Raw genomic sequence first — 26,627 nt, 5'->3', positions numbered from 1 at the left:
CAAGCTTATATAATATCCTTAATTTTATTAAGGTTACGCTATTTTTTGGCATAATCAATGGCCAATCTTTTTACTATGGGATTTAATATTTCATTCATTAGACCTACCCTTATTTTTCTATTTATAGTATCCCTATCCTCTGCGCAAACACGTCAACTGGATAGTTTAAAAAGTTTGATTTCAACTGCAGATGATACCACCCAAGTAAATTTGTTACGACAAATGGGTATTCTTTCCAGATTTGAGGACAAGGAAAAAGCGCTTACCTATGGGGCGCAGAGTCTAAATAGGGCCAGAGAAATTGGTTTTGTAAAAGGAGAGATTGAGTCGCTGTATCATCTTGGTCTAACGAACGGTATGACAGGAAGTTATGTCGAATCTCTTGATTATCTAAACCAATGTCTTGCCCTCGCAAAAAAACAAGAGGATTATAAATTCATGAAAATGGCATATAGCTCTTTGGGCATTGTCCATAAGCGTATAGGGGATTATCCTAAAAGTAAAGATTACTATCTTAAAAGTCTAAAGCTTGTAGACTCTCTTGATTTACCCTTCGACAACTCCATAACCTATATCAACTTAGGTATACTCTACGATTTGATGGATCAACAGGAAGATGCCATTAAAAGTTATAAAATGGTTCTCGAGGTCTACAAAGGACCAGATAAAGCGGGAAGGGAAAACAGTGTATTGGCCAATCTCGCCTTAATAGATATGGACAACCAAGATTATGATGCAGCGTTAACCAAATATTTGAAGGTAAAGGAATATCATGAAAAGCAGAACAACAAGATAAGACTCTGTACCAACTATAGCAATCTTGGAGATTGTTATATGAAACTCGAAGAATGGGAGCTCTCCTATCAATATCTACAAAAAGCACTAGAACTTGCCGAAGAACTGTCTGTACAGAGAATGATACCGGTAATCAATTACAACTTGGCCAACCTAATGTGGCTTCAAAAAAGATATTCAGAAGCAAAACAGTATTCCAATATGAATCTCCGGTCCCTACCGGATTATGGAGCGTATCAACATAAAGCAGATGCGCATGAAAAAGCCCATGATATTTATAAGTCGACCGGAGAGTACAATAAAGCCATTTATCACTTAAACCAAGTAAGGGTATATGAGGATAGTATACTTAATGAGGCCAAAGTAAAGGAAATTCAAAATCTTCAAATCCAGCATGATGTTTTTTTAAAAGACAAGGAGTTAAAGGAAAATGAACTGCAACTTGCTCTACTGAATACTAGGGTAAGCCAAAACAATAAGCGACTGGTCTACCTTTTAATCATTACATCTTTACTGCTCCTTTCAGCGGCGTTGTTTTACTTTCTTTATTTAGGAAAAAAGCAATCCAACCAAGTTTTTCAAGAAAAGAATAAACTCATTTCCGAACAAAATGGGGTAATCGAAAAAATGAATGTTGAGCTTGAAAAGCGCATGCTGCGGGCCCAAATGAATCCGCACTTTATTTTTAACTCTTTAAATTCCATTCAGCACCTTATCATTAACTCCAAGGATAGGACCACGGCTCTTAAATATCTCACTAAGTTTTCAAAACTCCTACGTCAAGTTTTAGAGAGTTCGGTAAATGTTAGCTTAGCACTTAAAGAGGAAATTGAACTTCTTAAAATCTACTTGGAATTGGAATCATTGCGCTTTGACAATGCATTTAGTTACAATATTGTAGTTGATGACATTTTAGACATTGAAGAGCATGAGATTCCATTACTGCTGGTTCAACCTTACGTCGAAAATGCAATTGTTCATGGCCTTATGCCCAAAAAAGGACCAAAAGAACTCAGTATAACGTTTAACGATGTTGATGGTTATATTCAATGTATTATCGAGGACAATGGTGTTGGTATCAATGCTCCCTCGGAAAAAGCAAAAAATAAAAGGCCCTCGCGAGGCATGTCCATCACCGCAAAACGAATCAAAGCTTTAAGAAAAGTATCCAATGAACAATTGGTTACCATAGAAAATCTTTGTGAAATCGGAAAAACAGGAACCAAAGTCACTATTCTAGTACCCAAACAAGGTTTGACAGAAAATACAACGTATGAACAAAAGGAGGTTGTCTAACCCTCAATATCTGTCTTATACCTGGAAGAAACAATACTTAAACAAAAGCCTAAAATATCTCATCTGAACAACTTAATAGTTAATTTTGTTTATAATAAGGGCTCGTTTCAAAGGTTTTAGTTGGAAAAAGTTAAACAAAAAAGTATATTTGGTTTAACCTATATCAATTATTACAATGCATTCGCTGGTTTACCGCTCGGTAGCTGTTGAAAATTTTGAGTTACCAGACATTTACAAAATGTTGAGTGATGCAAGACTCTTTAATTCCCGACATAACATAACAGGCTGTTTATTATTTCATGACAATCAGTTTTTACAACTCTTGGAGGGAGAAGAAAAAGAGGTGGAAAGACTTTTTCGTCGTATAAAAAAAGATTCCAGACACCATAAGTTGGAGATTATCTGTGAAGAACGAAGTTCAATACGTCTATTTGATGAATGGAGTATGGCCTTTCATGATTATGGGTTAAACGGTACTTCAGCAAATTTGAAATTGAATCAAATTGACCGCTTCTTTGAAAAATCGGATGCCTTTATGAAGCCCAGCACGCTGGCTATTCCATTCTTTGCCAACGTCAAAGACATTCTATTTGACCCCTTGTAAATTTAAACTCGGTCTATCTTGGCTCCTATGGCTCGCAGTCGGGTATCGATGTCTTCGTATCCCCTATCTATCTGTTCGATATTGTGTATGGTAGAAGTTCCTTTTGCCGAAAGGGCAGCAATCAAAAGGGAAATACCTGCACGTATATCTGGGGAAACCATGGTCGTGGCTTTGAGTGTTGATTTAAAATTATGCCCAATAACAGTAGCTCTGTGTGGGTCACACAAAATAATTTTGGCCCCCATATCAATCAACTTATCCACGAAGAACAAACGACTCTCGAACATTTTTTGATGAATGACTACTTCTCCTTCAGCTTGAATGGAGATAACCAACAAAATACTTAATAAATCTGGTGTCAGGCCAGGCCAAGGTGCATCTGCGATGGTCAAAATAGAGCCATCAATATAGTTTTGAACTTTGTATCCTTTCTCATGTTTTGGAATATAGATATCATCTCCCTTACGCTCCAATTGGATTCCTAACTTTTGAAAAGCATTCGGGATTTGTCCTAAATCATCCCAACTCACATTCTTTATGGTGAGTTCACTTCGCGTCATTGCTGCCAACCCAATCCAACTTCCAATTTCAATCATATCTGGAAGCATGGTATGTTCTGTTCCACCAAGGGATTCAACTCCCTCAATCGTCAACAAATTAGAACCAACCCCTGAGATTTTGGCTCCCATTCGGTTTAACATCTTACAAAGTTGTTGTAGATACGGTTCGCAAGCAGCATTGTAAATTGTAGTGGTTCCTTCGGCCAAAACAGCAGCCATAACAATATTGGCAGTACCTGTCACCGATGCTTCATCCAACAACATATAGGTCCCTACCAACTTATCGGCCTCAACGCCATAAAAATATTCCTCTCGGTTATACCTAAATTTGGCGCCCAGTTTTATAAAGCCTTCAAAATGGGTATCCAACCTTCGTCTACCAATTTTATCTCCTCCGGGTTTTGGAATGTATCCTTTGCCAAACCTTCCTAGAAGTGGACCAACCAACATAATAGAGCCCCTTAGTCCTCTTCCATCTTGTTTAAACTGATCAGATTGTAAATAATCCAAATTAATGTCATCCGCCTTAAAGGTGTAAGATCCTTTTCCTTTTTTCTGGATTTTTACCCCCAAATCCTCAAGTAAGGTAATCAGTTTGTTGACATCAATAATGTCGGGTATATTGTGTATTGTGATTTTTTCATTGGATAAAAGAACCGCACATAAAATCTGTAGCGCTTCGTTTTTAGCACCCTGAGGAGTAATTTCACCAGAAAGTTGGTGTCCTCCTTCTATCCTAAAAGTTCCCATAAATATTCAGAATTCAATATCTCTTTTTAGACCTATTGTTGCGCTGACCCTTTTTGTTGCTGCCACTATTACGCTGTGATTTTACCACCCTATTTTTCAGAAACTGATCACTCTCGGTAAGACTCTCACCTTTGGGTTCCAAATCAATGGCGCCCTCGCTCAATTCCTTCAGATGACCAAAAATTACAGGGTCCTCCACGCTGTCCTTATTCCAATTGAGATAACATTTTTTCATATGGTTGGCAATAGCGTACTCCAAACCGGTACGCATATCACCTTGTTCCCATTTAATGGCCACATCAATCATTCGTTTTATGTTATTTCCATAAAACCGATACTTCGGGTGATTCTGAGGATATTCCAAAGGCTCGGGACGCTGTTGTAGTACTTCTTTTGAAGTAATAGGGAATGGTGAATCCACATCCAATTTAAAATCGGACATGATAAAAAGCTGGTCCCAAAGCTTGTGTTGAAAATCGGGTACATCCCTTAAATGGGGTTGCAAATTCCCCATGACACTAATGATAGCCTTGGCTACCTTATTTCTTTCCTCGCGGTCTTCAATGGAAACTGCATGATCCACCATTTTTTGAAAATGGCGCCCGTATTCGGGAATATAGAGTTTAGGACGTTCTGTATTATATTCTAAATGTTCAACTGAATTCAAATCAAGATGTATTAAGAGATTAAAGGAATGGGAAGTAATACCAATAACGACCGCAAAATAATAAAATTATGGCAAAGAAGAGCTATAGGGAAATTACACCTTCAACTGAAGAAACTTCCTTGTATTTGGCTATTACAGCATCTGGGTCTTTCATATGAACCGTAATCGATATACTGGTATACGTGCCCTTTTTTGATTTTTTGGATTCAATCACCGCTCCGGTATTATCAAAAATGGAATTTATTTGTTCGATTTTTTCACTGTCAGTAGGAACAATGAACTTATATAAATAGCTCGAAGGCCAGGCATTGCTATCCAACAATTGTTCCTTAAGTCTACGGTAAAATTCATCAGATTTGTTCTGGTCCATCCCCATATTTTTTACAAAGATATGGCTTACGCAACAATTTTTTTGCTCCTTGCTATTTCCGTAATTTGCCTAACAAAAGGAAAGTATTTGAAAAGCAAAAGAGTTGTAATAACAGGTGGGCCTGGAACAGGAAAAACTTCCGTTATCAAGGGGCTTGAGCAAATGGGTTTCCCATGTTTCCATGAGATTATTAGAGAAATGACCTCTAAAGCCAAAAAAGAAGGAGATACAGCGTCATTTACCTCAAACCCCCTGGTTTTTGTAGACGATGCCCTGCAATTCAATAAGGACTTATTATATGGTAGAGCCAAGCATTATAAGGATTCATTGTCCTTAAAGCAACCCATCATATTTTTTGACCGTGGTATTCCCGATGTATTAGCTTACATGGATTTTTTTGACCAACCCTATAACGAAGAATTTACGGGGGTCTCTCAAAGCAATCCATATGATACTATTTTTTTGTTACCGCCTTGGCGGGAAATCTATATTTCAGACAATGAACGATTGGAAAGCTATGAAGAGGCGGAAAAAATAGATGCTGCTCTTCACGACACCTATACCCGTTTTGGTTATACTCCCATAGATGTGCCTAAAAAGCCTGTTCCCGAGCGAATTGATTTCATACTGAACAAGCTCAATCTATAAAGATGCTGAATAAAGCCAAATCCGTTCTTAACACATTTTGGGGTCATCCAGATTTTAGAGGCTCTCAAAAAGCGGTTATTAATAACATATTGGAGGGAAAAGATACGTTCGCTCTAATACCCACAGGTGGTGGCAAGTCTATTTGTTATCAGGTTCCGGCAATGGTAATGGATGGTATATGCATTGTTGTATCACCATTGGTAGCCTTAATCCAAAATCAAGTTGCCGAACTTAAAAATAAGGAAATAAAGGCTGTGGCACTTACCGGTGGAATCGCTTTTGAGGAATTGAATGACTTATTGGATAATTGCCTTTATGGGAGCTACAAGTTTTTGTATTTATCCCCAGAGCGGTTACAACAACCTCTGATTCAAGAACGAATTAAGGGAATGAATGTGAATTTAGTAGCTATAGATGAGGCACACTGCATTTCTCAATGGGGAAATGATTTTAGACCTGCCTATTTGCAATGTTCCATATTGAGGGAATTGAAACCCAATGTTCCCTTCTTGGCCTTGACCGCTACAGCTACAGCTAAGGTAACCTCGGATATCTTTCAAAATTTAGACCTCAACAATGCCGAAGTTTTTAAAGACTCGTTTTCCAGAGATAACATAAAACTTGCCGTAGAACATAGGGAGGACAAACGGTTTCGGCTAAAGCAAATCCTGACCGCTGATACCTCAAGCGCAATTGTATACGTCAGGTCCCGTAAAATGTCTGTCCAGCTTTTTGATTTTCTATCCCGAAACGGACTAAAGGCCTCTTTTTTTCATGGGGGTCTATCTCGAGCAGAAAAGGAAAATCGATTGAAGTTATGGCTAGAGGATAAGATTCATGTCATGGTGGCCACCAACGCCTTTGGGATGGGTGTTGACAAATCGGATGTGCGCACTGTGGTACATTATCAAATACCCGATAGTCTTGAAAGTTATTTTCAGGAGATTGGTAGAGCTGGGCGAGATGGCAAACCCGCAAATGCATTTCTGCTTACCAATGAAGCTGACAAATTATTGGCCAGACAACAGTTTTTAGAATCACTTCCCGATGCCACTTTTACAAAAAAGCTATATAGAAAATTGAACACTTTTTTTCAAATTTCCTACGGAGAATTGCCTCTGGAATCCTTTCCGTTTCCTTTTGCGGAATTCTGCAAGCGATATAGCTTCGATTCAAATCTTACCTATCAGGGGCTTAAAATGTTAGATCAAAATTCTATTCTTTCCCTATCCGAGAATTTCAAACAGCGTAGCACCATTAAATTTTTAACCCAAAAAAACCAAATTTTCTCTTATTTGGATAATCACAAAAAGTATCAATCCCTGATCCAAACCATACTTCGTACCTATGGAGGTATTCTAGAGTTTGAAACCAAAGTGGACATACCATTAATAGCAAAAAAAACAGGTATGCAAGAGATAGTTGTGGATACCATGCTAAAAGAAATCCAAAAGGACGGAATCATTTCGTATACGTCCTCTAAAGGTGATTTTGAAATCATTTTTTTAACTCCAAGGGAAGATGACCTCACCATAAATACCTTTTCAAAAAAGATACAGTCCCTTCATGAAATTAAAAGGAACAACCTACAATCCATATTTGATTTTATAGCAAATTCCAAAATTTGCAGACATCGTTTTTTATTGCAGTATTTTGGAGAAAAAAACACCAAAAATTGTGGTAAATGCGATATTTGTCAGCAAATTAGGCAAGTACCAACCGGTGATTTAGAAAATGGTATTTTGCACATTCTTAAAAACAAAACCCTTTCTTCCAGGGATTTGGTGACCTTATTGAATTCCAATGAAAAACACGTTCTAACAACATTAAGACATTTACTGGAGGAAGAAAAGATTCAATTAAATCAAAAAAACGAATATGGCCTTGCAACAAAATGAACCCTTGCGAATAGTTTTTATGGGTACCCCAGAATTTGCTGTGGAAAGCCTAAAACTTTTGTTGGAAGCAAGTTTCAATGTAGTCGGAGTCATCACAGCACCAGACCGTCCCGCAGGCCGCGGAAGGAAAGTTCAGGAATCTGCTGTAAAACAATTCGCCATTGCCCATAATCTAAAGGTGTTACAACCCACTAATCTTAAAGATGATAATTTTGTTGACCAATTAAAGGAACTAGAGGCCAACCTTCAAGTAGTTGTGGCTTTTAGAATGCTACCCAGAGTGGTTTGGGATATGCCAAAATATGGCACATTCAATCTCCATGCATCCCTCCTGCCCCAATATCGGGGTGCAGCGCCTATCAACTGGGCCATTATCAATGGAGAAACGGAAACGGGGGTTACTACTTTTTTTATTGATGATAAAATCGATACGGGACATATCATCCTTCAACAGAAAGCGGCAATAGGAAAAAACGAAAATGCAGGGAATCTTCATGACCGACTAATGCAAATCGGTGGTGCTTTAGTAGTAAAAACTTGTCAAATGATTGCTGAAGGAAACGTAAAAACCTTTCCGCAAGAGCAAACTGACCTTCAGAAGGCAGCTCCAAAAATCCATAAAGAAACATGTAGAATCGATTGGAATCTCCCGATTGAACAAATTCATAACCATATTAGAGGTTTAAGTCCTTATCCAGGAGCGTGGACCCATTTTCAAAAATCCGAAGATGTAGACATGGTTGTCTTAAAGGTATTCCAAAGCGAGATTGAACCTGCAGAGCACTCTTATACTATTGGTACGATTATTACAACAAAAGATACCTTAAAAGTGGCGGCCAAAGGTGGGTTGATTTTACTCCTTGAAATCCAGCTCCCAGGCAAAAAAAGGATGTCAACGGCCGATACGCTTCGGGGCTTTCAGGTGGAAGAAAATGCAAAAATGCGCTGAGGCCTTACCAGTACTGGCCTCGGAAAACCACGGATTTTTCATCCACTTTATCAACAAACGTTTGAAGTTATCAACAAAAACCCTGAATTCCCTTGGTTTTACTTGTGCGGACAGCAAATCCGTATAAATTTGTTCAGCATTAAACTTTTTTTAACAACAATTAATTTATTTCCGTTATGAACAAAACAGAATTAATCGATGCTATGGCAGCTGATGCAGGCATCACAAAGGCAGCAGCTAAAAAAGCATTGGAATCTTTCTTGGGAAATGTTGAGGGATCACTTAAAAAAGGAAACCGAGTTTCTTTGGTAGGTTTTGGTTCTTGGTCTGTTGATCACAGAAAAGCAAGAGACGGTAGAAATCCACAAACTGGACAAACTATCAGAATTGCTGCTAAGAATGTAGTGAAATTTAAAGCAGGTGCTGAGTTGAGCTCTGCGGTGAACTAATCAATTTGTTTTAAAAAATATATAAAGCACTTCTTTAAGAAGTGCTTTTTTATTTGCTGTATGTCGGTTTTTGTTATTCAAACAGAAAATATTACATTTAGAAACAAGAACTTCTAATAATGGATTTCAATAAGCCCACAAAAGGAAAGTTGTTGGTTGCAGAACCCTCCCTAACCGGAGACGTATCATTCAACCGTTCGGTGGTCTTGTTGGCGGAACACAACCAAGAAGGTTCAGTAGGTTTTATTCTGAACAAACCCTTGGATTACAATATCTGTGATCTCATTTCAGAAATAACCATTCCTTTTAAAGTGTTCAATGGTGGTCCCGTAGAACAGGATAACCTATATTTCATTCACAAAGTACCTCATTTGATAGACAACAGCATTGAAATATCTGATGGGATTTTTTGGGGTGGGGATTTCGATAAGACCGTCGAGCTTATCAACAATAAAACCATTTCAGAACAGGATATTCGTTTCTTTCTAGGCTATTCGGGTTGGGCTTCGTGCCAGTTGGATGAAGAATTACATTCTAATTCGTGGGTAGTTCTCCAAAACGACCATCAAAGTGCCATACTTGAAAAACCTTCTGGTGCTTTTTGGAAAGAGAAAATGTTGGAACTAGGTGGTGATTACCTCATTTGGTCCAATGCACCCGAAAACCCAACACTTAACTAGTCACTTCCAGTCTAGCTTTAGCATTTAGTTTTCCTAGTAAATTTTTAGCAGCAGCATTTGTGTAGTTCTTCTTCCTATATCTGGTAATAGGAATAATTCCGTTTATGCTGTTGGTTATAAAAAATTCATCAGCCTTTTGAAGTTCGAACGGTGAAATTGAGGTTTCTGAAAGTTCAAAATCCCCACTGGCCTCAATTATCTCAATAACTTTTTTGCGTACAATCCCATTCAAACACCCGTCCTCGAGAGGAGCTGTCTTGATAGTGGTTCCGTGAACCAAAAAAACGTTTCCATTGATTGCTTCAATCACTTGTTTCGCAGAATTCAATAAAATACAATTCTGATACCCGTTTTCCTTGGCATAAACTCCAGCCAAGACATTCAATATTTTGTTGGTGGTCTTCAATTGGGATAGTAAATCTCTATTTACAAAATAGTCCTTAAACAATTCCACCTCATAATCACCGTCATGAAGAATGTAGAACGGAGATGCCAAAGATTGTGATTCAATAGTGTAGGAAATGGAATTATCTTTAGGAGTGTACAGGCCTCCATCGTTTCTCACCACGGTAAACCGAACACGGGCTGCACCGTTTTCAAAATCATTCTTTTGAACGGTATTCAATATTTCTTCACGAATATGCTCCAAGGTGAAATTCATGGGTATTTCCATGCGCAACATACGCATAGATGCCATTAAGCGGAAGTAATGGTCTTCCCAAAAGAAAATCTCGCCATTGACCACTCGAAGCGTTTCAAATACCCCATCCCCATATTTAACTCCTCTATTACTGTGAGTGAAAATAGGCTCGTCTTCAGAAAAAAAAAGTCCGTTGTGATTGACCATAAAAAAAGTCCCTTTTGAAAGAGGGACCAAAGATACGTTACTATTCCGTTTCTGCCTATTTGGAACCCAATACCTGCTTTAAATCAGAAACCTGGTTTTCCCAAAGCATTTTTGCCTCGTCCACCTCATCTTCTTCAGCAAAATCGGTTATAAATAGAGAAACATCTTTTGTGATTTCGTCTACTATAATTCGCATTTCGAAAAAGCTATCATCTTCATTTTCCTCCCACGAAAACTTGACGAATTCGTCACTTTTTCGCTTCAGCATCTTGGCATTTTCCTCTGCGCCATCCCATATAAAAGTAAATCGCTCACTGCGCGAATTTACATTATCCGCATACCACTCAGAAAGGCCTGAAGGCGTGGAAATATATTGGTACAGCAACTGGGGGGAAGCTTGTATGACGAACTCAAGTTCAAATTTTATTTTATCACTCATTCTTATGCTTGGTTTTTCCTTTTCAACACTATGTATAATTGGGTAAGATATAAAAATAAATATCAAATAATAAATTAATAGGGTTTTTTGATTCGGGAAAAATTAAACTTTATATTTGCACCCGCTTTACGGCACCATGGCGAGGTAGCTCAGGTGGTTAGAGCGCAGGATTCATAACCCTGAGGTCGGGAGTTCAAGTCTCCCTCTCGCTACAAAAAACCCAAGATTTTAGTCTTGGGTTTTTCTTTTAAAAACTGTTATTGATTTATTCAACAATCTTCATCTTTTTCAATAAAAATGAAGCGTTCATATTCTTGCAAACCCCCTCTTTTAAACGATAATCAAAATGGAGTTCCTCATTTTTGATTTCGGTCTCAAAAAAGTAGTTCTTGACCGCTTTCAAATCCTTGGCAATTTCACAGAGACTTAAATCATGGGTGGCAATGATACCCGGCACTTTCTTCTCTACCAATCGTTCAATAAGTTTTTTGGAGCCTTGAGCTTTATCCACACTATTGGTTCCTTTCAAGATTTCATCCAACACCACCAAATAGGTATCCTTTTCCAATTCCTCCATAATAAACTGAAGTCGAGTGAGTTCCGAGAAGAAATAGGAACTCTGGTCTGCCAATGAATCTGTGGTACGCATGCTGGTAATCAGTTTTATGGGAACATATTTGCTTTCTTTAGCGCAGACAGGCAACCCTAAATTGGACATCAAAACAAATAAGGAAGCAGTTCGTAAAAATGTACTTTTCCCTGCCATATTTGCCCCGGTAACCACAAAAAAGTCGTCTTTACCCAGCAGCAAATCACTGTCAATCCGTTTTTCCTTTGGAATTAAAGGATGCCCTAAAGATTTTGCCTGAATCAAATAATCAGAATCCCTTTCTATGCTGGGATATGCAAAATCAGAATGGTTAAATGCAAAAATTCCAAGGGAATTATACGCATCAAAAAAGGCTATGGTGGCAAACCATTGTCCCACTAAGTGGTTATACCTAACTATCCATTGCTCTATTTGGTATGCAGATTGCAAATCCCAAAGAAAAAAGCCATTGCCCAAAAGGGCAACAAGCAAATTGTTTCGATTATCAAACTTATCCATAGCATTGGAAAACCGTTTGAAGATTGCAGAGGCCTTGTTCTCTCCAGATTTAATTTTTTCTTTTTCCTCTCTCAGCATGGAAGAAGAAAAGTCTTGCTTTTCAATCTCATCCAGCAACAAGGAATACTGTGCAATCGTGTCTTTTACTTTGCTTGTTTTCGCATTTAAAGCATTATTTCTTTTCAGGAAGAATCCGGTAATCATCAGCCCCAACAAAAACCAAATTCCCAAATACCACCATGTTAAAGGTTTGAGGACCGAAAAAGCAAACAAAATAACCGAAACCAATCCAAAAGCGATAGGCACTCTTTTTAGCTTATCTGATATGAAAGGAGTATAGGCTTGCAACCATTTTATAACGGCTTGGGAAGGTGTTTCGGTTTTGGTAAGCCTTGCCAGGGCGGTATACCTTTGCACCCATTTAGGTAATTGGGACAATTCTTGTATAGCTTCCTGCTTTTTTTGGATATCACTAATCGAGTTCGATAAAAGCAGTTTGGATACGTGGTCCGTACCTTCACTTAAACCCGTACGGTTCAAGTACTGAAAGAATGACCCCTTGCCAAACAAATCAATATCCGAACTAAAAAAATGGGAGGGTGCATCAAAATTACTTCCATCATATCGTTGATGATAGTTTCCGTTTAGAATTTCTATTTCCTCCACATTTATTTTTTTCAGCTCTTTGTTCAATTCAAATATGGTTTTCTTATCCGTATGCCAACGGAGCACCAATAGAAACAAAGCCGTTCCGAGTACCAGTGAAGTCCACGTCCAAACAGTCTGTTCCCAAAACAAATAAATAAGCGAACATGTACCCAAAAAAACCAACAATCGCAGCAAGCTAATACGGGTCAATACCTGTTTTTGCTGCGCAAGTATGGATTGCAACTCCTCTATTTGTTTTTCATAAAATATTCTTGGGGTATCCATTCATTTTGAATTGAAAATCATCACTTCAGTATGAGCAAGTCGCTAAGATAATGGTATATCTGCATCCATTTATTGAAAATTTCAAGAGATACCGTCAAGAGAATTACCTTTATAGTATGAAGAACACCATTTCTGAACGTATTGCAGATTTCCTAAAGGCTTTCCCTCCGTTTTCCAATTTGATTAAAGAGCAACTTGAAACCTTATCTCAGGAGGTCACTATTATCTACAAAGAAAAAAACAAGCTCATTTTTAGTGTGGATGAATCGGCACACCATCAGTTTTATGTGGTTCATAAAGGAGCCATAGCGCTATGGGACAAGGAAGAGAAAACCGTATTGGACATTTGTGATGAGGGCGATATTTTTGGCCTTAGGCCATTGATGGCAAACGAAAATTATAGACTGACTGCAAAAAGTGAAGAGGAAACCATATTGTACGCCATACCTATTGATAAATTTAGACCCTACATCAAAGAAAACAGAACAGTAGCTGACTTTTTGGTCGAAAGCTTTGCTTCCAATACCCGGAATCCCTACGACAAAACCAACAGAGGCCAATTGTTGGGAGACGCTATACAGTCTAGTTCCAAGAACAATACTCCACTGCTTGACCTTCAGCTTGTTGACTTTTCCAGAAATATTGTTTCTGTTTCAGAACAAACCGTGATTCAATCCATCGCGGAAAAAATGACCTCCAAAGGAATTGGGGCCATGCTAATTGAAAAAAAAGGACTGCCCATAGGCATAATCACGGACAAAGACCTTCGGAATAAGATTGCCACTGGAGATCATCCCATAACTGCAAAGGCCAAAAAAATCATGTCATCTCCTGTAATTACATACCCCACCAAATTAACCATCACGCAGGCGCAAATGGCGATGATGAAAAGTAATATTAGTCATTTGGTTTTGACCGAAGATGGTACAGTAAATACCAAAGCCGTTGGAATTTTATCCAAGCATGATATTATGTTGTCCTTGGGAAACAATCCCGCCGTGCTAGTAAAAGCCATTAAAAGAACCAATTCACCGGAAGAAATTAAACCGCTTAGAAATGGCGTCATGAATTTATTGAGGGGCTACCTAGACCAAAATATTCCGCTCACACTTACCTCCAAAATCATTTCGGAACTGAACGATGCCTGCATCAAAAAAGTAGTCGAGTTATCGCTTGGACAAATGGATTCTGAACCGCCTGCCAAATTTGCTTGGTTGGCTATGGGAAGTCAGGGAAGAAGTGAGCAATTATTGCATACAGACCAAGACAACGCCCTGGTTTTTGAGGATGTTGCCGAGTCCCAATTTGAGAAGACCCAAAAGTACTTTTTACAGTTGGCCAAGACAATAACCGTCGGTCTAAATGCAATTGGGTACGAATATTGCCCAGCGGATATGATAGGATCTAACCCAAAATGGTGCAAAAGTTTATCTGGATTCAAAAAAATGACTACCAAGTGGATTACTAATCCGGGGCCAGATGAAGTGTTGCTTTCCTCTATTTTCTTTGATTACAACCGAGCTTATGGCGATAAAAAACTGGTTTCCAAGTTATCACATCATATATTCGACACGGTGGCCAAGTACCCTATTTTTCTTACCCATTTGGCTAGTGGTGCTCTAATGAACCCCTCTCCTTCTGGTTTTTTTAGGGAGTTTTTGGTAGAGCAAGACGGAGTCTATAAGGATTTCTTTGATTTGAAACAACGTGCCTTGATGCCCTTGGTGGATGCTGCTAGAGTTTTAATACTCTCCCGAAACGTTGTCGATATCAGCAATACCTGGGAACGGTATGAAAAGTTGGCAGAACTGGAACCGAACAATAAGGAGCTGTTTCTGGCCTGTAGCTATGCCACCAAAGCCCTTTTGCGGTTTAGGACCAAACAAGGATTACTGCATAATGATTCAGGTAGGTATATCAATCTGGAGCAATTGAACAAAGAGGAAAAAATGAAACTGAAACGTACATTCAAAACCATAAAACAGATTCAGGAAGTATTGAGTGTACGGTTTATGGTCTCAAGAATACGATAACTCCATCCATGGCAGCAAACCTACCCGATTTCTGGAAAACCTATGAAGCTTCATTTAAAGAAGGCCTACCACAAAATGTAAAAGACGTGACTTTTGTGGTTTTGGATACTGAAACAACAGGTTTTAGTCTTAAAAAAGATAGAATGCTGAGTATTGGAGCGCTACGGTTAAAAGATAGTTCCATACAAGCAAAAGATGCCTTTGAAGTGTTTTTGAACCAAACCACTTTTGATGCCAAGACAGTAGAAATACACGGAATCCTTAAAAGAGGTAAAGTGAAGCGGATTGAAGAGTTGGAAGGATTGAAAACTTTACTAAAACTTCTTGAAAACGCCGTTATTGTTGCCCATCATGTGGGTTTTGACGTTGGTATGCTCAACGAGGCCCTTCTCCGAAATGGCCTGCCCAAATTAATCAACAAAAGATTGGATACTGCCGTTCTTTTTAACAGAAGTCTTCCAAGGGTACAAAGGAAAACTGATGGGCATTACAGCTTGGATGTATTGTGCGAAGAATTTAATATTCCCAAAACAGACAGGCATACCGCCTTGGGGGATGCATACATTACCGCCATCGCTTTTCTTAGGATATTGGATAAATTAAAACCTGTCTCTTTGGAACAGTTGCTCAAAAAAGACAGGTTCTGGGAATTCTGGAAGTGACTTCAAAGTACTTCGCTCATTATTTCCTCCACCACTTCCGGGTTCAACAAGGTAGACGTATCTCCGAGATTACCAGTATCATTGGAGGCAATCTTTCTGAGAATTCGTCGCATTATTTTACCACTTCGTGTCTTGGGAAGACCGGAAGTAAATTGAATCTTATCCAACTTAGCGATAGGACCAATATGCTCCGTTATCACTTGGTTTATCTCTTTGCGCAGGTTATCCTTGTCACGAGATTCCCCGGTTTGTTTTAGAGTCACATAGCCATAAAGGGCGTTACCTTTAATGTCGTGTGGAAAGCCTACAATTGCAGATTCAGCAACGGCGGGATGTTCATTTATGGCATCTTCGATAGGTGCCGTACCCAAATTATGGCCTGAAACAATAATCACATCATCCACTCGACCCGTAATACGATAATACCCCACTTCATCCCGTAAAGCACCATCGCCGGTAAAGTATTTGTTTTCAAAGGCCGAGAAATACGTATCCTTATACCTTTGATGATTGCCCCAAATGGAACGCGCCATTGAAGGCCAAGGATACTTAATACAAAGTCGGCCATCAGCTGGGTTTCCTTTTATTTCATCTCCTTTTTCATCCATCAAAGCAGGTTGCACCCCAGGTAGTGGCAGGGTTGCGTAGGTGGGTTTTGTTGGTGTTGAAAACGGAACAGGTGAAATCAAAATCCCCCCCGTTTCGGTTTGCCACCAAGTATCCACAATAGGACATTGCTTCTCCCCTACATGGTCGTTGTACCAGTGCCATGCTTCTTCATTAATAGGTTCTCCTACGGTACCCAAAACCTTTAAACTGGACAAATCATATTTTTTAATAAAGTCCAAATTTTCTTTAGCCAATGCACGAATAGCCGTTGGAGCGGTATAAAACTGATTGATTTTATGTTTTTGAACGATTTCCCAGAAACGTCCAAAATCAGGATAGGAAGGTACCCCTTCAAACATGACAGTAGTGGCTCCATTCGCCAATGGACCATAAACAATGTAAGAATGTCCGGTTATCCAACCGATATCAGCAGTACACCAATACACATCATTCTCACGATATTGGAACACATTTTTAAAGGTGTAGGCAGTATAAATCATGTATCCTCCGGTAGTATGCATCATACCTTTGGGTTTTCCAGTAGAACCCGAAGTATATAAAATGAACAAGGGGTCCTCCGCATCCATTACCTCAGGAGGATAATCCGCATAGGAACTTTCCATTAGTGGTGCCAGCCATTCATCACGTCCTGTTTTCATTTCGATTTTGGAATTTATTCGTTTTGCAACTAAGACCGATTGCACGTCAGGGCAATCATGTAATGCTTCATCTACAATTCCTTTGAGGTCAATTGTTTTTTTGCCTCGATATGAACCATCTGAGGTAATGACCATTTTAGCGCCACAATCATTGATTCTAGTGGACAATGCGGTCGATGAAAAACCTGCAAAAACCACAGAATGGATAGCTCCAATTCGAGCACAGGCCAAAACGGAAACGGCCAATTCGGGAATCATAGGTAAGTAAATTACCACCCTATCCCCTTTTTTAATGCCTTTTTCACTGAGCACATTGGACATTTTGCAGACCAGACCATGTAATTCTTTGTAGGTAATGTGCTGTGCTTCTTCCTTGGGATCGTTTGGTTCAAAAAGAATAGCGGTCTTCTCGCCGCGAATACGAAGATGCCTATCAATACAATTCTCTGTAATGTTCAACTTGGCACCCTGAAACCACTTAATTTCCGGTTTACTAAAATCCCATTCCAATACTTTGTCCCATTTTTTTCGCCAAACGAAATGTTCTTCGGCTACTTCTTCCCAAAAATTTTCTGGGTCACGGACTGATTTCCTATAAACTTGAAAGTATTCTTCAAGATGTTTTATGTGATAATTACTCATATAATTTGTTTTTTAGTTTTCCAATATTTCGTGCTCTGTATGCTTGTTTGATTTCATCAATGATGGCCACATCGTCTATGGTAGAAGGGATAGGATACTCGGATTTATCCGCAATATTCCGGAGCAGTTTTCGCAAAATTTTTCCTGAACGGGTTTTGGGAAGTCGATTGACCACTAACAATTCTTTGAAAGATGCCACAGCGCCAATATCACGACGGACATTATGAATTACTTCTTTTTCCAATTTCTGGGAGGTAATCTCTGTTCCTGATTTGAGGACGGCCAAACCTAAAGGTCGTTGCCCCTTTAAATCACAATGTATTCCGAAAACAGCGCATTCGGCAATAGCTGGATGGGAAGCTACAATCTCCTCCATTTCTGCCGTTGAAAGCCGATGACCCGCAACATTTATAATATCATCAACCCTACCGGTAATAAAGACATACCCATCTTCATCAGTATACCCTCCATCACCCGAAAAATAATACCCTGGGAATTTTTCCAAATACCCGGAGACAAAGCGTTGGGTGTTTTGCCATACATCCAACAAACATCCCGGTGGCAGAGGTAGCTTCACCAATACGTAACCCTCTTCATTGGCTCCACATAGATTACCATCCTCCCCCATAATCTGAATATCATATCCATGAACAGGAAACCCTGCGGAACCTGGCTTTACTTGCTGAAGTTCAACTCCTACCATATTGGCTAACATAGGCCAGCCCGACTCGGTTTGCCACCAATGATCTATGACAGGGATTCCCAGTTTATCTTGAGTCCATTTCAAAGTGGCCACATCACACCGTTCCCCTGCCAAAAATTGATATTTCAAACAACTCAAATCATATTTTTTGAGCAACATTCCGTCAGGGTCCTCCTTTTTGATAGCCCGGATAGCGGTGGGAGCAGTAAACATTACTTTGACCTGATATTCAGAAATAACCCGCCAAAATGTGGAAGCATCGGGAGTTTTGATGGGTTTGCCTTCAAAAAGCACAGTACTATTTCGGTTCAAAAGTGGGGCGTAAACAATATAGCTATGCCCAACAACCCAACCCACATCACTGGCTGCCCAATACACATCTCCTTCTTCAACCCCATACACATATTTCATGGAAGCCTTTAGGGCTGTTGCATATCCGCCGGTATCTCGAACAATTCCTTTGGGAGTACCTGTAGTACCAGATGTGTATAAAATATAAAGTGGGTGAGTGGACTTTACTTGCGTCGGCTCGACAGGTTCTGCCTCTTTAACCAAAGTGTCATAGTCCACATCATAATCCATTTGTGGGATATGAACACCGAGCTTTCTATCGAAAATAATCACCCGTTCAGTTTTATGCTTTGCCAAGGCAATGGCCTCGTCAACAAAAGGTTTATAGGGAATAATCTTCTCTATTTCAATCCCATTGGATGCTGTAATAATCACCTTAGGCTTACAATCATCTATTCGTATGGCCAGTTCATGAGGTGCAAATCCTCCAAATACCACTGAATGAATTACCCCTAGACGGGCGCATGCCAGCATGGCATAGATGGCTTGGGGAATCATGGGCATATAGATAATCGCCGTATCCCCTTTTTCAAGACCAAGCTGTTTTAATCCACCCGCCAATTTGGATACCTCATCACGTAACTGTCTGTAAGTAATATTGGCCTTTGTATTGGTTACAGGAGAATCATAGTATATGGCAACTTGTTCGGCATATCCATCTTCAATATGCCTATCCATACAGAGATAACTCATGTTCAATTCCCCATCTGCAAACCAATGGTTCCCCCCATTTGGTGCATCCTTCAATATTTCCGTTGGAAAACGGTTCCAAGCAAGCGCTTGGGCTTGTTTACTCCAAAAACCTTCTGGGTTTTGGATACTTTCTGAATAAAAATCTTTGTACTTCATTAGGGATCAAGCTATCATTTCTTCAATATCTGCAATGACCTTTTTTACCGAAAAGGGTTTGGTCACATAACTATCAGCTCCTAGGCTTAGGCCTTTTTCTACATCTGCCATTTTGCTTTTAGCAGAAAGAAAGACCACCTTGGTTCCGTTGAGATCAGTATTGTTCCGTATTTGCTTCAGGGTTTCGTACCCATCCATTTTAGGCATCATAATGTCCAATAGAATGATGCTCGGTAGCTCTTTACCCGCTATTTCTAGAGCTTCCGTTCCATCTCGTGCTATGAACACCTCAAAATTTTTCTTTTTAAATGCATACTCCAACGACATTACGATGTTGGGTTCATCATCCACTATCAAAATCTTTCTACTCATATTGTCTTAGGTATTGTAAATACTAGTCGCGCTCCTTTCGTAACAGTCTTATCTGCCCAAATATTACCATTATGGCTTTCAACAATCTGCTTGCAGATAGCCAGTCCAAAACCGCTTCCTTGTGGTTTTTTGGTGTTCTGATTTTTTGACTGATAAAACTTCTCAAAAATATAGTTGTGGTCTTCCTCTGGAATCCCTCTGCCATTGTCTTCTACAACCACCGCAATTTCCTTGTCTTTTTCCTCCAAGAGTACTTTAATGATTCCTTTCTCTTCTACTGTGAACTTTAATGAATTGGATAGTAAATTAGTTAGTACTTGCAAAATTCTATCCTCATCGTACATGCCTTCCAGATAGTCGGATTCTTGAAAAACCACATGTACTTTTCGTTGCTCTGCTATGCGTTCGATGCCATTTATGGCCTTCCGAATGGTTTCGTTTATTTTTCCACTTCTTATTTTTAATTCAGTACGGTCGGAAGAGAGTTTTTCAAGGTCCAATATATCATGTATCAACTTCGCCAATCGGTCCGTATCCTTGCTTATGTTTTTTAGGAATTGCTGACGTAGTTCTGAGGGCATATCATCATCGTCAAGTACCTCAGATGCTGCCTTTATGGAAGTAATGGGAGTTTTCAACTCGTGTGCCACGGTATCCAAGAACTCGTCTTTTTGTCTATCCTGAAGCAATAACTCATCATTGGCCAACTGTAGCTTAGAGGCCATTTGGGACAACTCTTCTGATTTTTCGATGAGTAATTTGTTGGTTGCTTTCGTTTCCTTGTTTTCTTCCAAAATATTCAATACTTCCACCAAGCTAATTGGTTTTTCCTTGGATACTGAGGCTAAAAGTATTTTTGCAGATGCACTTCCAATGGAACCCGTAAGCAATTTCTCCGAGAAGTTGATAAGCCGCGCGTCGGCTTTCTCTTCCTGTTCCGAGATATTGTATTTTTTATTGAAAATCCGAAGGGCACGTTCCGTACGTGCTTCCCCCATAAAACGATTCAACAACCTTCGAATATCCGCAACATAGGCTTCACCTTTCCAAACAAAAGCTCCTTCCTGAAGGTTTTCGTAATTCTCATTGTGCACGAACATTTCGGCGTAATTCCGTTCCCGATAATTTCCTTTTGCCATGAGCGATAAACCCACGAAAGAAAGCGTATTGAAACTCATGCTCCATAGGAAGGCATTACTTTCCGGCGTTAGGTACTCAACACCAAATAATTGAGACGGACGGAGCCACCAGTATCCGAAAAGTCCTTTATCGGTTATTTGGGACCCTGGTGAAATGACATCGGCAATAATTGGTAACAGTAAAGTATAGATAACCACAAGTAAGCCCACAACCATACCAGTCTTTGCTGCTTTTGCGGTTCCCCTTCTCCAAAAAAGACCCAAAAAGAACGAGGGCGCCAATTGGGCAATAACTACAAAGGAAATGAGACCAATGGAGAAAAGGGAGAGTTGATTGGAAAACAGGATATAAAAAAAGTAAGCTACAATAATCAAAATAAAAATGGCTACCCTTCTTATATTCTTGATGTTTTTAGCATTTTCCTCGGGGTTACCCTCAACCAATTTTTTTATAAATCCATAAGGTATAATCACATTGTTACTTACCATCGTGGATAAAGCCAGTGTTGAAACCACTATCATGGAAATCACCGCTGAAAATCCCCCAATAAAAACTAGAACGGTTAAAAATGTATTTCCTTCCTGAAGCGGTAGCAGTAGCGAATAATAATCATGATTTACTGTACTAGGTAGCTTAAGATTGCCCGCCCATGCAATAAAAATCACAAATACGTTAAAAACCAACAAGTACAGTGGAAACAGCCATATCGCTTTTTTCAAGTGGTCAATCTTTTGGTTTTCCACCACGGCCACGTGAAATTGTCTGGGTAACAGAAAAATGGCAAAAAAGGAAAGAAATATTGTAAACATCCAGTTAAATCCATTCTCCAATCCTCCAAACGAACTCAGTTCTTTGAAGTTGGCGGTCAAGGACGCTTTTTCATAAACATCGGTGGTGCCATCAAACAGGAAATAAACAACGAAGATTCCTATGGCTAGAAAGAAAACCAATTTGAGGATGGATTCCAAAGCTACAGTAGCCATTATTCCTCTTTTCCCAAGGGATGCATCGGTAGATTGGGTTCCAAAAAATGCTACAAAAACAGCGATTAGCAAGGCAATGTAAAAAGTGGAATCGTCCCATATCCCGGAGGACACATAGCTATTGCTGTTTGAAACCAATGAGAAAGTCTCTGAAACTGCCTTTAATTGAAGGGATATATAGGGAATGATAGCCAGAAGACAAGTAAAGGTGACCAAAGCACCCAAGGGTCTGTTGTTGCCATAACGCATTGAAATAAAATCCGAAATGCTTGAAATTTTATGCTGTTTGGATATTCGAATGATCTTCTTCATGAGGACAATCCAAAGAGGCATAGCAATTACCGGTCCCAAGTATATGGCCAAAAAATTGATTCCTGATTGGGAAGCGATACCCACACTACCATAATAGGTCCAAGCGGTGCAGTACACCGCTAAGGAAAGCACATAGATATACGGATTATTGACCAGTTTACTTCTGTGCTTTTTTTCCGCCCAAAAGGCCAAAAAGAAAAGAAATGCCAAATAGGCAACTATGATAAGTATTAGGGCATAATTACTCATAGAACTTTTTTAAGATATAATATGCCACTGCAATACCAATAAACCAGCTCAAAAAAATGAACACATAAAATGCCGGAAACCCAAACAGATGAAAATCACCATCAAAAATAGTTACAAAAGGTACATTCCACAGGAAAAAGAGGATGACAGCTATCATCACGAGCTTCTGCTGATGTCTTTTTTTCATTTTCATTTGTCGGATTTACATAAAATTATGAAAACGGTGCGGTATTTAAACACCACACCGCTTTCTTTAACCAACTAACAATTTTTAGTGGGAAGCAGCTTCTCCTGCACCACTAGGTATCCTGATATTTTCCACAATATCCTGAACCTCTTCTGGTGGTTCCTCCGTGAACTTGTTCACAACAAGGGCAACCACAAAGTTTACGACCATGGCAATAGTACCAAAACCTTCTGGGGATATGCCAAACCACCAACTATCTTTCAATCCTCCAACGGCAGCTTTACCACCATCAAAGATTCCGAACTTGAATTTCAACATGTAGAACAACATCAAGGAAATACCTACAACCATACCGGTAATAGCTCCTTTGCTGTTCATCTTCTTATAGAAGATTCCCAAGATAATCGCGGGGAAAAACGAGGCTGCAGCCAAACCAAAGGCCAGTGCTACCACGGCCGCAACAAATCCCGGCGGATTGATTCCAAAATATCCAGCAATACAAACTGCACCAACAGCAGATAGACGAGCTGCCCAAAGTTCTCCTTTTTCAGAAAGACCTGGGTTAAATACATTCTTAATCAAATCATGGGATACAGAAGAGGAAATTACTAATAGCAACCCTGCCGCGGTAGAAAGTGCTGCAGCCAAACCACCAGCGGCAACCAAAGCAATTACCCAGGCTGGTAGGTTGGCAATTTCCGGATTGGCCAAGACCATAATATCCCGGTCCACTGTCAACTCATTGATTTCGGGATTGGCCACATATTGGATTTTTCCATCTCCGTTCTTGTCATCGTGTCCTATTAGACCTGTGGTTTCCCAGTTCTTGAACCATTCTGGCATGGCATCGTATTCTTTCCCGCTTACTGTTTCGATTAGATTCGTTCTCGCAAAAACTGCAACTGCTGGTGCTGTGGTATATAGAATTGCAATGAACAACAATGCCAATCCAGCAGATTTTCTAGCATCCTTTACTCTCTTCACTGTGAAGAAGCGTACGATTACGTGAGGTAATCCTGCCGTACCCACCATTAAAGCAAAGGTAATGGCAAATACGTCAATCAGGCTTTTGGAGCCATTGGTATATTCTGCAAATCCAAGTTCAGTGGAAAGTCCATCCAGCTTATCCAAAAGATAGCTTCCGTCGGCTATAGTACTTCCCATTCCCAATTGGGGCACTGGATTTCCAGTCATTTGAATGGAAATAAATATGGCGGGCACCATGAAGGCGAATATCAATACACAATATTGCGCTACTTGGGTATAGGTAATCCCTTTCATTCCACCCAATACCGCATAGAACAATACGATGACCATACCGATGACCACACCAGTGTTGATGTCCACTTCCAAAAATCTAGAAAAAACAATTCCTACACCTCGCATTTGTCCCGCGACATAGGTAAATGAAACTATTAGGGCGCAGATTACTGCCACTACCCTTGCGGTTTTGGAGTAGTATCGTTCTCCAATGAAATCAGGAACCGTAAACTTTCCAAACTTCCGTAGATAAGGAGCCAAAAGCAGTGCAAGAAGTACATAACCTCCTGTCCAGCCCATTAAATATACCGCCCCATCATAACCAGCGAATGAAATGATTCCCGCCATGGAGATAAAAGAGGCTGCTGACATCCAATCCGCAGCAGTTGCCATTCCATTAGCCAATGGGGAAACACCACCACCGGCTACATAAAATTCTTTTGTTGAGCCAGCGCGTGACCAAATGGCTATTCCAATGTATAGCGCAAAGGTGATACCGACCAAAATATATGTCCAAAGTTGTACACTCATAATTTTGTTTCTTTAGTAAGTTAATCTTCGTTGTATCCGTATTTTTTATCCAATTTGTTCATCAACCGTACATACACGAAAATGAGTATCACGAATACATAGATTGAACCTTGTTGCGCAAACCAAAAGCCGAGTTTAAATCCTCCAATGCGAATGGTATTCAGAGCATCTTTGAAGATGATGCCTGCTCCGTAGGAAACGGTGAACCAGATAATCAGTAGAATGACCAGATATCTTAGATTCTCTTTCCAATAGGCACTAGCCTTTTTTTGTTTTTCTGTCATAATATGTTGGTTTATAGGTAAATCATTGCTTGTACAGTAAACACACCGGTTCCATCTGCATCACCCACTTTTGAGTTGGCATACTCCAAACTTAGTTTGGAATGATGCCCAGTCATAAAGATATTGGCTCCAATTCCAAATCGATTTGCATTGTCATCTATAGCATCAATGGACCGTGTATTGTAAGAAAGATAAGGTTGTAAACGGGTTTTATCCACGGGTCCTGGTACCAAATATCCCACATGACCATAGACCATGTTCCCCGTTGCATAGGGACCAAAATTGTAGTTTTCCCCATAGTCGTTGTTTTGAAACACTAAATAGGCCGTAATTGCTGAGCCATCCTCTCCAAGAGGCGCATCGTAGAAGGCATCAATGGCAAATATGTTAACATCGGCACCATCACCATCTGCTTCAACCACACCGTTGGCATGGTTAAAAAAACCAGCCCCAATATTAAAAACTTTCTTGCTACCTAAATACGAACCCACTTTATACGGTAGAAAGTTGGATTCCTGGTCTAAGAAGTTGAAATCAAAGTAACCTTGCAGTACTTTCCCTGCGTCTGCAGAGCCTAATATTCTCCGACCTCCGTAAACCGTTACCCCATCCACCACCGGGTCTCTCGTATCCAAAGTACTAGTGCCGGCTTCGTTGAACGCCACGCGATATTGGAGTTTACCAATTTTTCCTTTGGCATAAACCCCTATATGACGTGCAAATTGGTCTGAAAGTCCAATCGTGGCCCAAGACTGACGGTTGTTATCAAGAGTCATCATATTAAGGGTACTTTGGTTGTTCAATCTGGAAATACCATTCCAATAATGAAGCCCTGCTCCAATATCGTGGTTGTCCACTACTTTCCATTCTCCCCAAAAATCATGGAAGAACAGCTGAGCGTTTTCACCAAAACCTAAAGGACTTTGATTATTTCCGTTTAAACTGTTCAGACCCCAGTGGGTCAATATCAAGAACTTTTTGTTTAACTGGGTAAAAGTTAAAACCCTAGCCCTACGAATGCTAAAATTAAGTTGACTAACATCGTCTGGTACGTCTTCATTGTATTGGGCCCAAAATTGTCCCCATGCGATTATCCGAAGATATTTTGAACCGTCTTCATTAAATTTTACTTTGTAACCGCCTGTGTATTCAGTACTTCCCTGCGAAAAAGCCATTGGGATGATTAGCAATGATAATGCTAATCCAAAAACTATTTTTTTCATTTTTAAGATGTTATGGTTTTTTGCATGCACCACGAACATCCTAAAAAAAATGTCTCAAAGAAAAGTTAATATAGTTTTCTGTTAATTAGATATATCTATTCTCGGAAACGTTCCCATTTGATAAGCATGAACTTATCCCCCAATTCGGTTACCAAAACACCCGCACCTGCAATATTTTCAGAATTTTGAAAATAGTGTTGTAACTCATTTTGATTCAGAATTTTATAGGTAGGGTGATACTTTGAATTGTACGGACGTTTGATATTGTATTTGCGGACCCAGTTCATTACAGATACATGGGAAACACCAAGAATTCGTTCTATTTCTCTATAGGTAAGCCCCTCCAAATATAACTGCAACGCCTTATTAACATAATAATCGTCGATTTGCTTCCCCAGTTTTCCAACGGTAAAAAAGTAACCACAAGATTTACATTTGTAGCGTTGTCGATTTTTAACGACTCCCGCTTTGATAAAGTGTTGTGAAGAGCAGTTTGGACAGGATTCCATAGTGATATACTTATTTAGCATAAATATATCAATTTAGCATTAAACAAAATAATTGTTTAATCTCACAAATTTAATG

General features: G+C 39.6%; 24 protein-coding genes and 1 tRNA gene. 10 read left to right on the top strand and 15 right to left on the bottom strand.

Annotation, left to right across the window (positions count from 1 at the left end):
- Positions 1-75: 75 nt before the first annotated feature.
- The gene (locus ACSLUF_RS07390; RefSeq protein ID WP_435625468.1) at positions 76-2,091 is read left to right on the top strand and encodes a tetratricopeptide repeat protein; all 2,016 of its coding nucleotides are present in this window, start codon (positions 76-78) and stop codon (positions 2,089-2,091) included.
- 175 nt (positions 2,092-2,266) lie between these two features.
- Positions 2,267-2,695 (top strand): BLUF domain-containing protein, encoded by a 429-nt coding sequence (locus ACSLUF_RS07385; protein WP_435625467.1) that lies wholly within the window; start codon positions 2,267-2,269, stop codon positions 2,693-2,695.
- Between the two features lie 2 nt (positions 2,696-2,697).
- Here the strand turns inward: ACSLUF_RS07385 and murA are convergent, their stop codons facing one another.
- The 3 genes from murA to ACSLUF_RS07370 form a co-directional block, all read right to left on the bottom strand.
- On the bottom strand, positions 2,698-4,005 hold the full coding sequence (murA, locus tag ACSLUF_RS07380; protein WP_435625466.1) for a UDP-N-acetylglucosamine 1-carboxyvinyltransferase: 1,308 nt from the start codon (positions 4,003-4,005) through the stop codon (positions 2,698-2,700).
- Between the two features lie 13 nt (positions 4,006-4,018).
- Entirely contained in the window at positions 4,019-4,672 is a 654-nt protein-coding gene (locus tag ACSLUF_RS07375; RefSeq protein ID WP_435625465.1) for a DUF4290 domain-containing protein, read from the bottom strand.
- Positions 4,673-4,754: 82 nt separating this feature from the next.
- Positions 4,755-5,042: a DUF493 family protein gene (locus ACSLUF_RS07370; RefSeq protein WP_435625464.1), complete on the bottom strand. Its 288-nt coding sequence runs from the start codon at positions 5,040-5,042 to the stop codon at positions 4,755-4,757.
- A gap of 87 nt (positions 5,043-5,129) precedes the next feature.
- Between ACSLUF_RS07370 and ACSLUF_RS07365 the strand changes: the two genes are divergently transcribed.
- The 5 genes from ACSLUF_RS07365 (at position 5,130) to ACSLUF_RS07345 (ending at position 9,666) form a co-directional block, all read left to right on the top strand.
- Positions 5,130-5,690 carry an AAA family ATPase gene (locus tag ACSLUF_RS07365; RefSeq protein WP_435625463.1) on the top strand — a complete coding sequence of 187 codons (561 nt, stop codon included), beginning with the start codon at positions 5,130-5,132 and terminating at the stop codon, positions 5,688-5,690.
- Positions 5,691-5,692: 2 nt separating this feature from the next.
- On the top strand, positions 5,693-7,588 hold the full coding sequence (locus ACSLUF_RS07360; protein WP_435625462.1) for a RecQ family ATP-dependent DNA helicase: 1,896 nt from the start codon (positions 5,693-5,695) through the stop codon (positions 7,586-7,588).
- Complete coding sequence (gene fmt / locus ACSLUF_RS07355; protein ID WP_435625461.1) at positions 7,569-8,537, top strand: methionyl-tRNA formyltransferase; 969 nt, start codon at positions 7,569-7,571, stop codon at positions 8,535-8,537. The genes ACSLUF_RS07360 and fmt overlap by 20 nt, the downstream gene beginning before the upstream one ends.
- Before the next feature lie 176 nt (positions 8,538-8,713).
- Complete coding sequence (locus ACSLUF_RS07350) at positions 8,714-8,986, top strand: HU family DNA-binding protein (protein WP_435625460.1); 273 nt, start codon at positions 8,714-8,716, stop codon at positions 8,984-8,986.
- A gap of 119 nt (positions 8,987-9,105) precedes the next feature.
- Positions 9,106-9,666 (top strand): YqgE/AlgH family protein, encoded by a 561-nt coding sequence (locus ACSLUF_RS07345; protein ID WP_435625459.1) that lies wholly within the window; start codon positions 9,106-9,108, stop codon positions 9,664-9,666.
- Here the strand turns inward: ACSLUF_RS07345 and ACSLUF_RS07340 are convergent.
- Both ACSLUF_RS07340 and ACSLUF_RS07335 read right to left on the bottom strand, forming a co-directional pair.
- A complete protein-coding gene (locus ACSLUF_RS07340; protein ID WP_435625458.1) occupies positions 9,659-10,513 on the bottom strand; it encodes an aminotransferase class IV in 855 nt (284 codons plus the stop codon). The genes ACSLUF_RS07345 and ACSLUF_RS07340 overlap by 8 nt on opposite strands.
- A 55-nt stretch (positions 10,514-10,568) precedes the next feature.
- Positions 10,569-10,952, bottom strand: a complete 384-nt coding sequence (locus ACSLUF_RS07335) for an START-like domain-containing protein (protein ID WP_435625457.1) — start codon at positions 10,950-10,952, stop codon at positions 10,569-10,571.
- A gap of 138 nt (positions 10,953-11,090) precedes the next feature.
- Here ACSLUF_RS07335 and ACSLUF_RS07330 point away from each other — a divergent pair.
- A tRNA-Met gene (locus ACSLUF_RS07330) sits at positions 11,091-11,164 on the top strand.
- 53 nt (positions 11,165-11,217) lie between these two features.
- Here the strand turns inward: ACSLUF_RS07330 and ACSLUF_RS07325 are convergent.
- A complete protein-coding gene (locus ACSLUF_RS07325; RefSeq protein ID WP_435625456.1) occupies positions 11,218-12,993 on the bottom strand; it encodes a MutS-related protein in 1,776 nt (591 codons plus the stop codon).
- Positions 12,994-13,109: 116 nt separating this feature from the next.
- On the opposite strand from ACSLUF_RS07325, the gene ACSLUF_RS07320 reads away from it, so the two are divergent.
- Both ACSLUF_RS07320 and ACSLUF_RS07315 read left to right on the top strand, forming a co-directional pair.
- Positions 13,110-15,026 (top strand): DUF294 nucleotidyltransferase-like domain-containing protein, encoded by a 1,917-nt coding sequence (locus ACSLUF_RS07320; protein WP_435625455.1) that lies wholly within the window; start codon positions 13,110-13,112, stop codon positions 15,024-15,026.
- 8 nt (positions 15,027-15,034) lie between these two features.
- The gene (locus tag ACSLUF_RS07315; RefSeq protein WP_435625454.1) at positions 15,035-15,688 is read left to right on the top strand and encodes a 3'-5' exonuclease; all 654 of its coding nucleotides are present in this window, start codon (positions 15,035-15,037) and stop codon (positions 15,686-15,688) included.
- Positions 15,689-15,690: 2 nt separating this feature from the next.
- Here the strand turns inward: ACSLUF_RS07315 and acs are convergent, their stop codons facing one another.
- The 9 genes from acs to ACSLUF_RS07270 all read right to left on the bottom strand — a co-directional run bounded on the left by acs (position 15,691) and on the right by ACSLUF_RS07270 (position 26,572).
- Positions 15,691-17,598, bottom strand: a complete 1,908-nt coding sequence (acs, locus tag ACSLUF_RS07310) for an acetate--CoA ligase (protein WP_435625453.1) — start codon at positions 17,596-17,598, stop codon at positions 15,691-15,693.
- Positions 17,591-19,501 carry an acetate--CoA ligase gene (locus tag ACSLUF_RS07305; RefSeq protein ID WP_435625452.1) on the bottom strand — a complete coding sequence of 637 codons (1,911 nt, stop codon included), beginning with the start codon at positions 19,499-19,501 and terminating at the stop codon, positions 17,591-17,593. The genes acs and ACSLUF_RS07305 overlap by 8 nt, the downstream gene beginning before the upstream one ends.
- Before the next feature lie 6 nt (positions 19,502-19,507).
- The gene (locus tag ACSLUF_RS07300; protein WP_435625451.1) at positions 19,508-19,873 is read right to left on the bottom strand and encodes a response regulator transcription factor; all 366 of its coding nucleotides are present in this window, start codon (positions 19,871-19,873) and stop codon (positions 19,508-19,510) included.
- On the bottom strand, positions 19,870-22,557 hold the full coding sequence (locus tag ACSLUF_RS07295) for a sodium:solute symporter family transporter (protein ID WP_435625450.1): 2,688 nt from the start codon (positions 22,555-22,557) through the stop codon (positions 19,870-19,872). The genes ACSLUF_RS07300 and ACSLUF_RS07295 overlap by 4 nt, the downstream gene beginning before the upstream one ends.
- Positions 22,550-22,744, bottom strand: a complete 195-nt coding sequence (locus ACSLUF_RS07290) for a hypothetical protein (RefSeq protein WP_435625449.1) — start codon at positions 22,742-22,744, stop codon at positions 22,550-22,552. The genes ACSLUF_RS07295 and ACSLUF_RS07290 overlap by 8 nt, the downstream gene beginning before the upstream one ends.
- 84 nt (positions 22,745-22,828) lie before the next feature.
- Positions 22,829-24,535, bottom strand: coding sequence for a sodium:solute symporter family protein (locus tag ACSLUF_RS07285; protein ID WP_435625448.1), 1,707 nt, complete (start codon positions 24,533-24,535; stop codon positions 22,829-22,831).
- Between the two features lie 20 nt (positions 24,536-24,555).
- Positions 24,556-24,819 (bottom strand): DUF4212 domain-containing protein, encoded by a 264-nt coding sequence (locus tag ACSLUF_RS07280; RefSeq protein ID WP_435625447.1) that lies wholly within the window; start codon positions 24,817-24,819, stop codon positions 24,556-24,558.
- Between the two features lie 11 nt (positions 24,820-24,830).
- Positions 24,831-26,042, bottom strand: coding sequence for a hypothetical protein (locus tag ACSLUF_RS07275; RefSeq protein WP_435625446.1), 1,212 nt, complete (start codon positions 26,040-26,042; stop codon positions 24,831-24,833).
- Between the two features lie 95 nt (positions 26,043-26,137).
- Complete coding sequence (locus ACSLUF_RS07270) at positions 26,138-26,572, bottom strand: transposase (protein ID WP_435625445.1); 435 nt, start codon at positions 26,570-26,572, stop codon at positions 26,138-26,140.
- Positions 26,573-26,627 lie beyond the last annotated feature (55 nt).

Origin of the sequence: Flagellimonas sp., from assembly GCF_965601775.1 — a bacterium.
GTDB lineage: Bacteria > Bacteroidota > Bacteroidia > Flavobacteriales > Flavobacteriaceae > Flagellimonas.
The sequence above is the reverse complement of the archived record's forward strand: the minus strand, read 5'-3'. Positions and strand labels throughout refer to the sequence as shown.

What these genes read in the sequence shown, in the direction of transcription:
- ACSLUF_RS07390 (WP_435625468.1), top strand. Translation starts at nt 76, where the DNA reads ATGGGATTTAATATTTCATTCATTAGACCTACCCTTATTTTTCTATTT.
- ACSLUF_RS07385 (WP_435625467.1), top strand. Translation starts at nt 2,267, where the DNA reads ATGCATTCGCTGGTTTACCGCTCGGTAGCTGTTGAAAATTTTGAGTTA.
- murA (WP_435625466.1), bottom strand. Translation starts at nt 4,005, where the DNA reads ATGGGAACTTTTAGGATAGAAGGAGGACACCAACTTTCTGGTGAAATT.
- ACSLUF_RS07370 (WP_435625464.1), bottom strand. Translation starts at nt 5,042, where the DNA reads ATGGACCAGAACAAATCTGATGAATTTTACCGTAGACTTAAGGAACAA.
- ACSLUF_RS07360 (WP_435625462.1), top strand. Translation starts at nt 5,693, where the DNA reads ATGCTGAATAAAGCCAAATCCGTTCTTAACACATTTTGGGGTCATCCA.
- fmt (WP_435625461.1), top strand. Translation starts at nt 7,569, where the DNA reads ATGGCCTTGCAACAAAATGAACCCTTGCGAATAGTTTTTATGGGTACC.
- ACSLUF_RS07350 (WP_435625460.1), top strand. Translation starts at nt 8,714, where the DNA reads ATGAACAAAACAGAATTAATCGATGCTATGGCAGCTGATGCAGGCATC.
- ACSLUF_RS07345 (WP_435625459.1), top strand. Translation starts at nt 9,106, where the DNA reads ATGGATTTCAATAAGCCCACAAAAGGAAAGTTGTTGGTTGCAGAACCC.
- ACSLUF_RS07340 (WP_435625458.1), bottom strand. Translation starts at nt 10,513, where the DNA reads ATGGTCAATCACAACGGACTTTTTTTTTCTGAAGACGAGCCTATTTTC.
- ACSLUF_RS07335 (WP_435625457.1), bottom strand. Translation starts at nt 10,952, where the DNA reads ATGAGTGATAAAATAAAATTTGAACTTGAGTTCGTCATACAAGCTTCC.
- ACSLUF_RS07325 (WP_435625456.1), bottom strand. Translation starts at nt 12,993, where the DNA reads ATGGATACCCCAAGAATATTTTATGAAAAACAAATAGAGGAGTTGCAA.
- ACSLUF_RS07320 (WP_435625455.1), top strand. Translation starts at nt 13,110, where the DNA reads ATGAAGAACACCATTTCTGAACGTATTGCAGATTTCCTAAAGGCTTTC.
- ACSLUF_RS07315 (WP_435625454.1), top strand. Translation starts at nt 15,035, where the DNA reads ATGGCAGCAAACCTACCCGATTTCTGGAAAACCTATGAAGCTTCATTT.
- acs (WP_435625453.1), bottom strand. Translation starts at nt 17,598, where the DNA reads ATGAGTAATTATCACATAAAACATCTTGAAGAATACTTTCAAGTTTAT.
- ACSLUF_RS07305 (WP_435625452.1), bottom strand. Translation starts at nt 19,501, where the DNA reads ATGAAGTACAAAGATTTTTATTCAGAAAGTATCCAAAACCCAGAAGGT.
- ACSLUF_RS07300 (WP_435625451.1), bottom strand. Translation starts at nt 19,873, where the DNA reads ATGAGTAGAAAGATTTTGATAGTGGATGATGAACCCAACATCGTAATG.
- ACSLUF_RS07295 (WP_435625450.1), bottom strand. Translation starts at nt 22,557, where the DNA reads ATGAGTAATTATGCCCTAATACTTATCATAGTTGCCTATTTGGCATTT.
- ACSLUF_RS07290 (WP_435625449.1), bottom strand. Translation starts at nt 22,744, where the DNA reads ATGAAAAAAAGACATCAGCAGAAGCTCGTGATGATAGCTGTCATCCTC.
- ACSLUF_RS07285 (WP_435625448.1), bottom strand. Translation starts at nt 24,535, where the DNA reads ATGAGTGTACAACTTTGGACATATATTTTGGTCGGTATCACCTTTGCG.
- ACSLUF_RS07280 (WP_435625447.1), bottom strand. Translation starts at nt 24,819, where the DNA reads ATGACAGAAAAACAAAAAAAGGCTAGTGCCTATTGGAAAGAGAATCTA.
- ACSLUF_RS07275 (WP_435625446.1), bottom strand. Translation starts at nt 26,042, where the DNA reads ATGAAAAAAATAGTTTTTGGATTAGCATTATCATTGCTAATCATCCCA.
- ACSLUF_RS07270 (WP_435625445.1), bottom strand. Translation starts at nt 26,572, where the DNA reads ATGCTAAATAAGTATATCACTATGGAATCCTGTCCAAACTGCTCTTCA.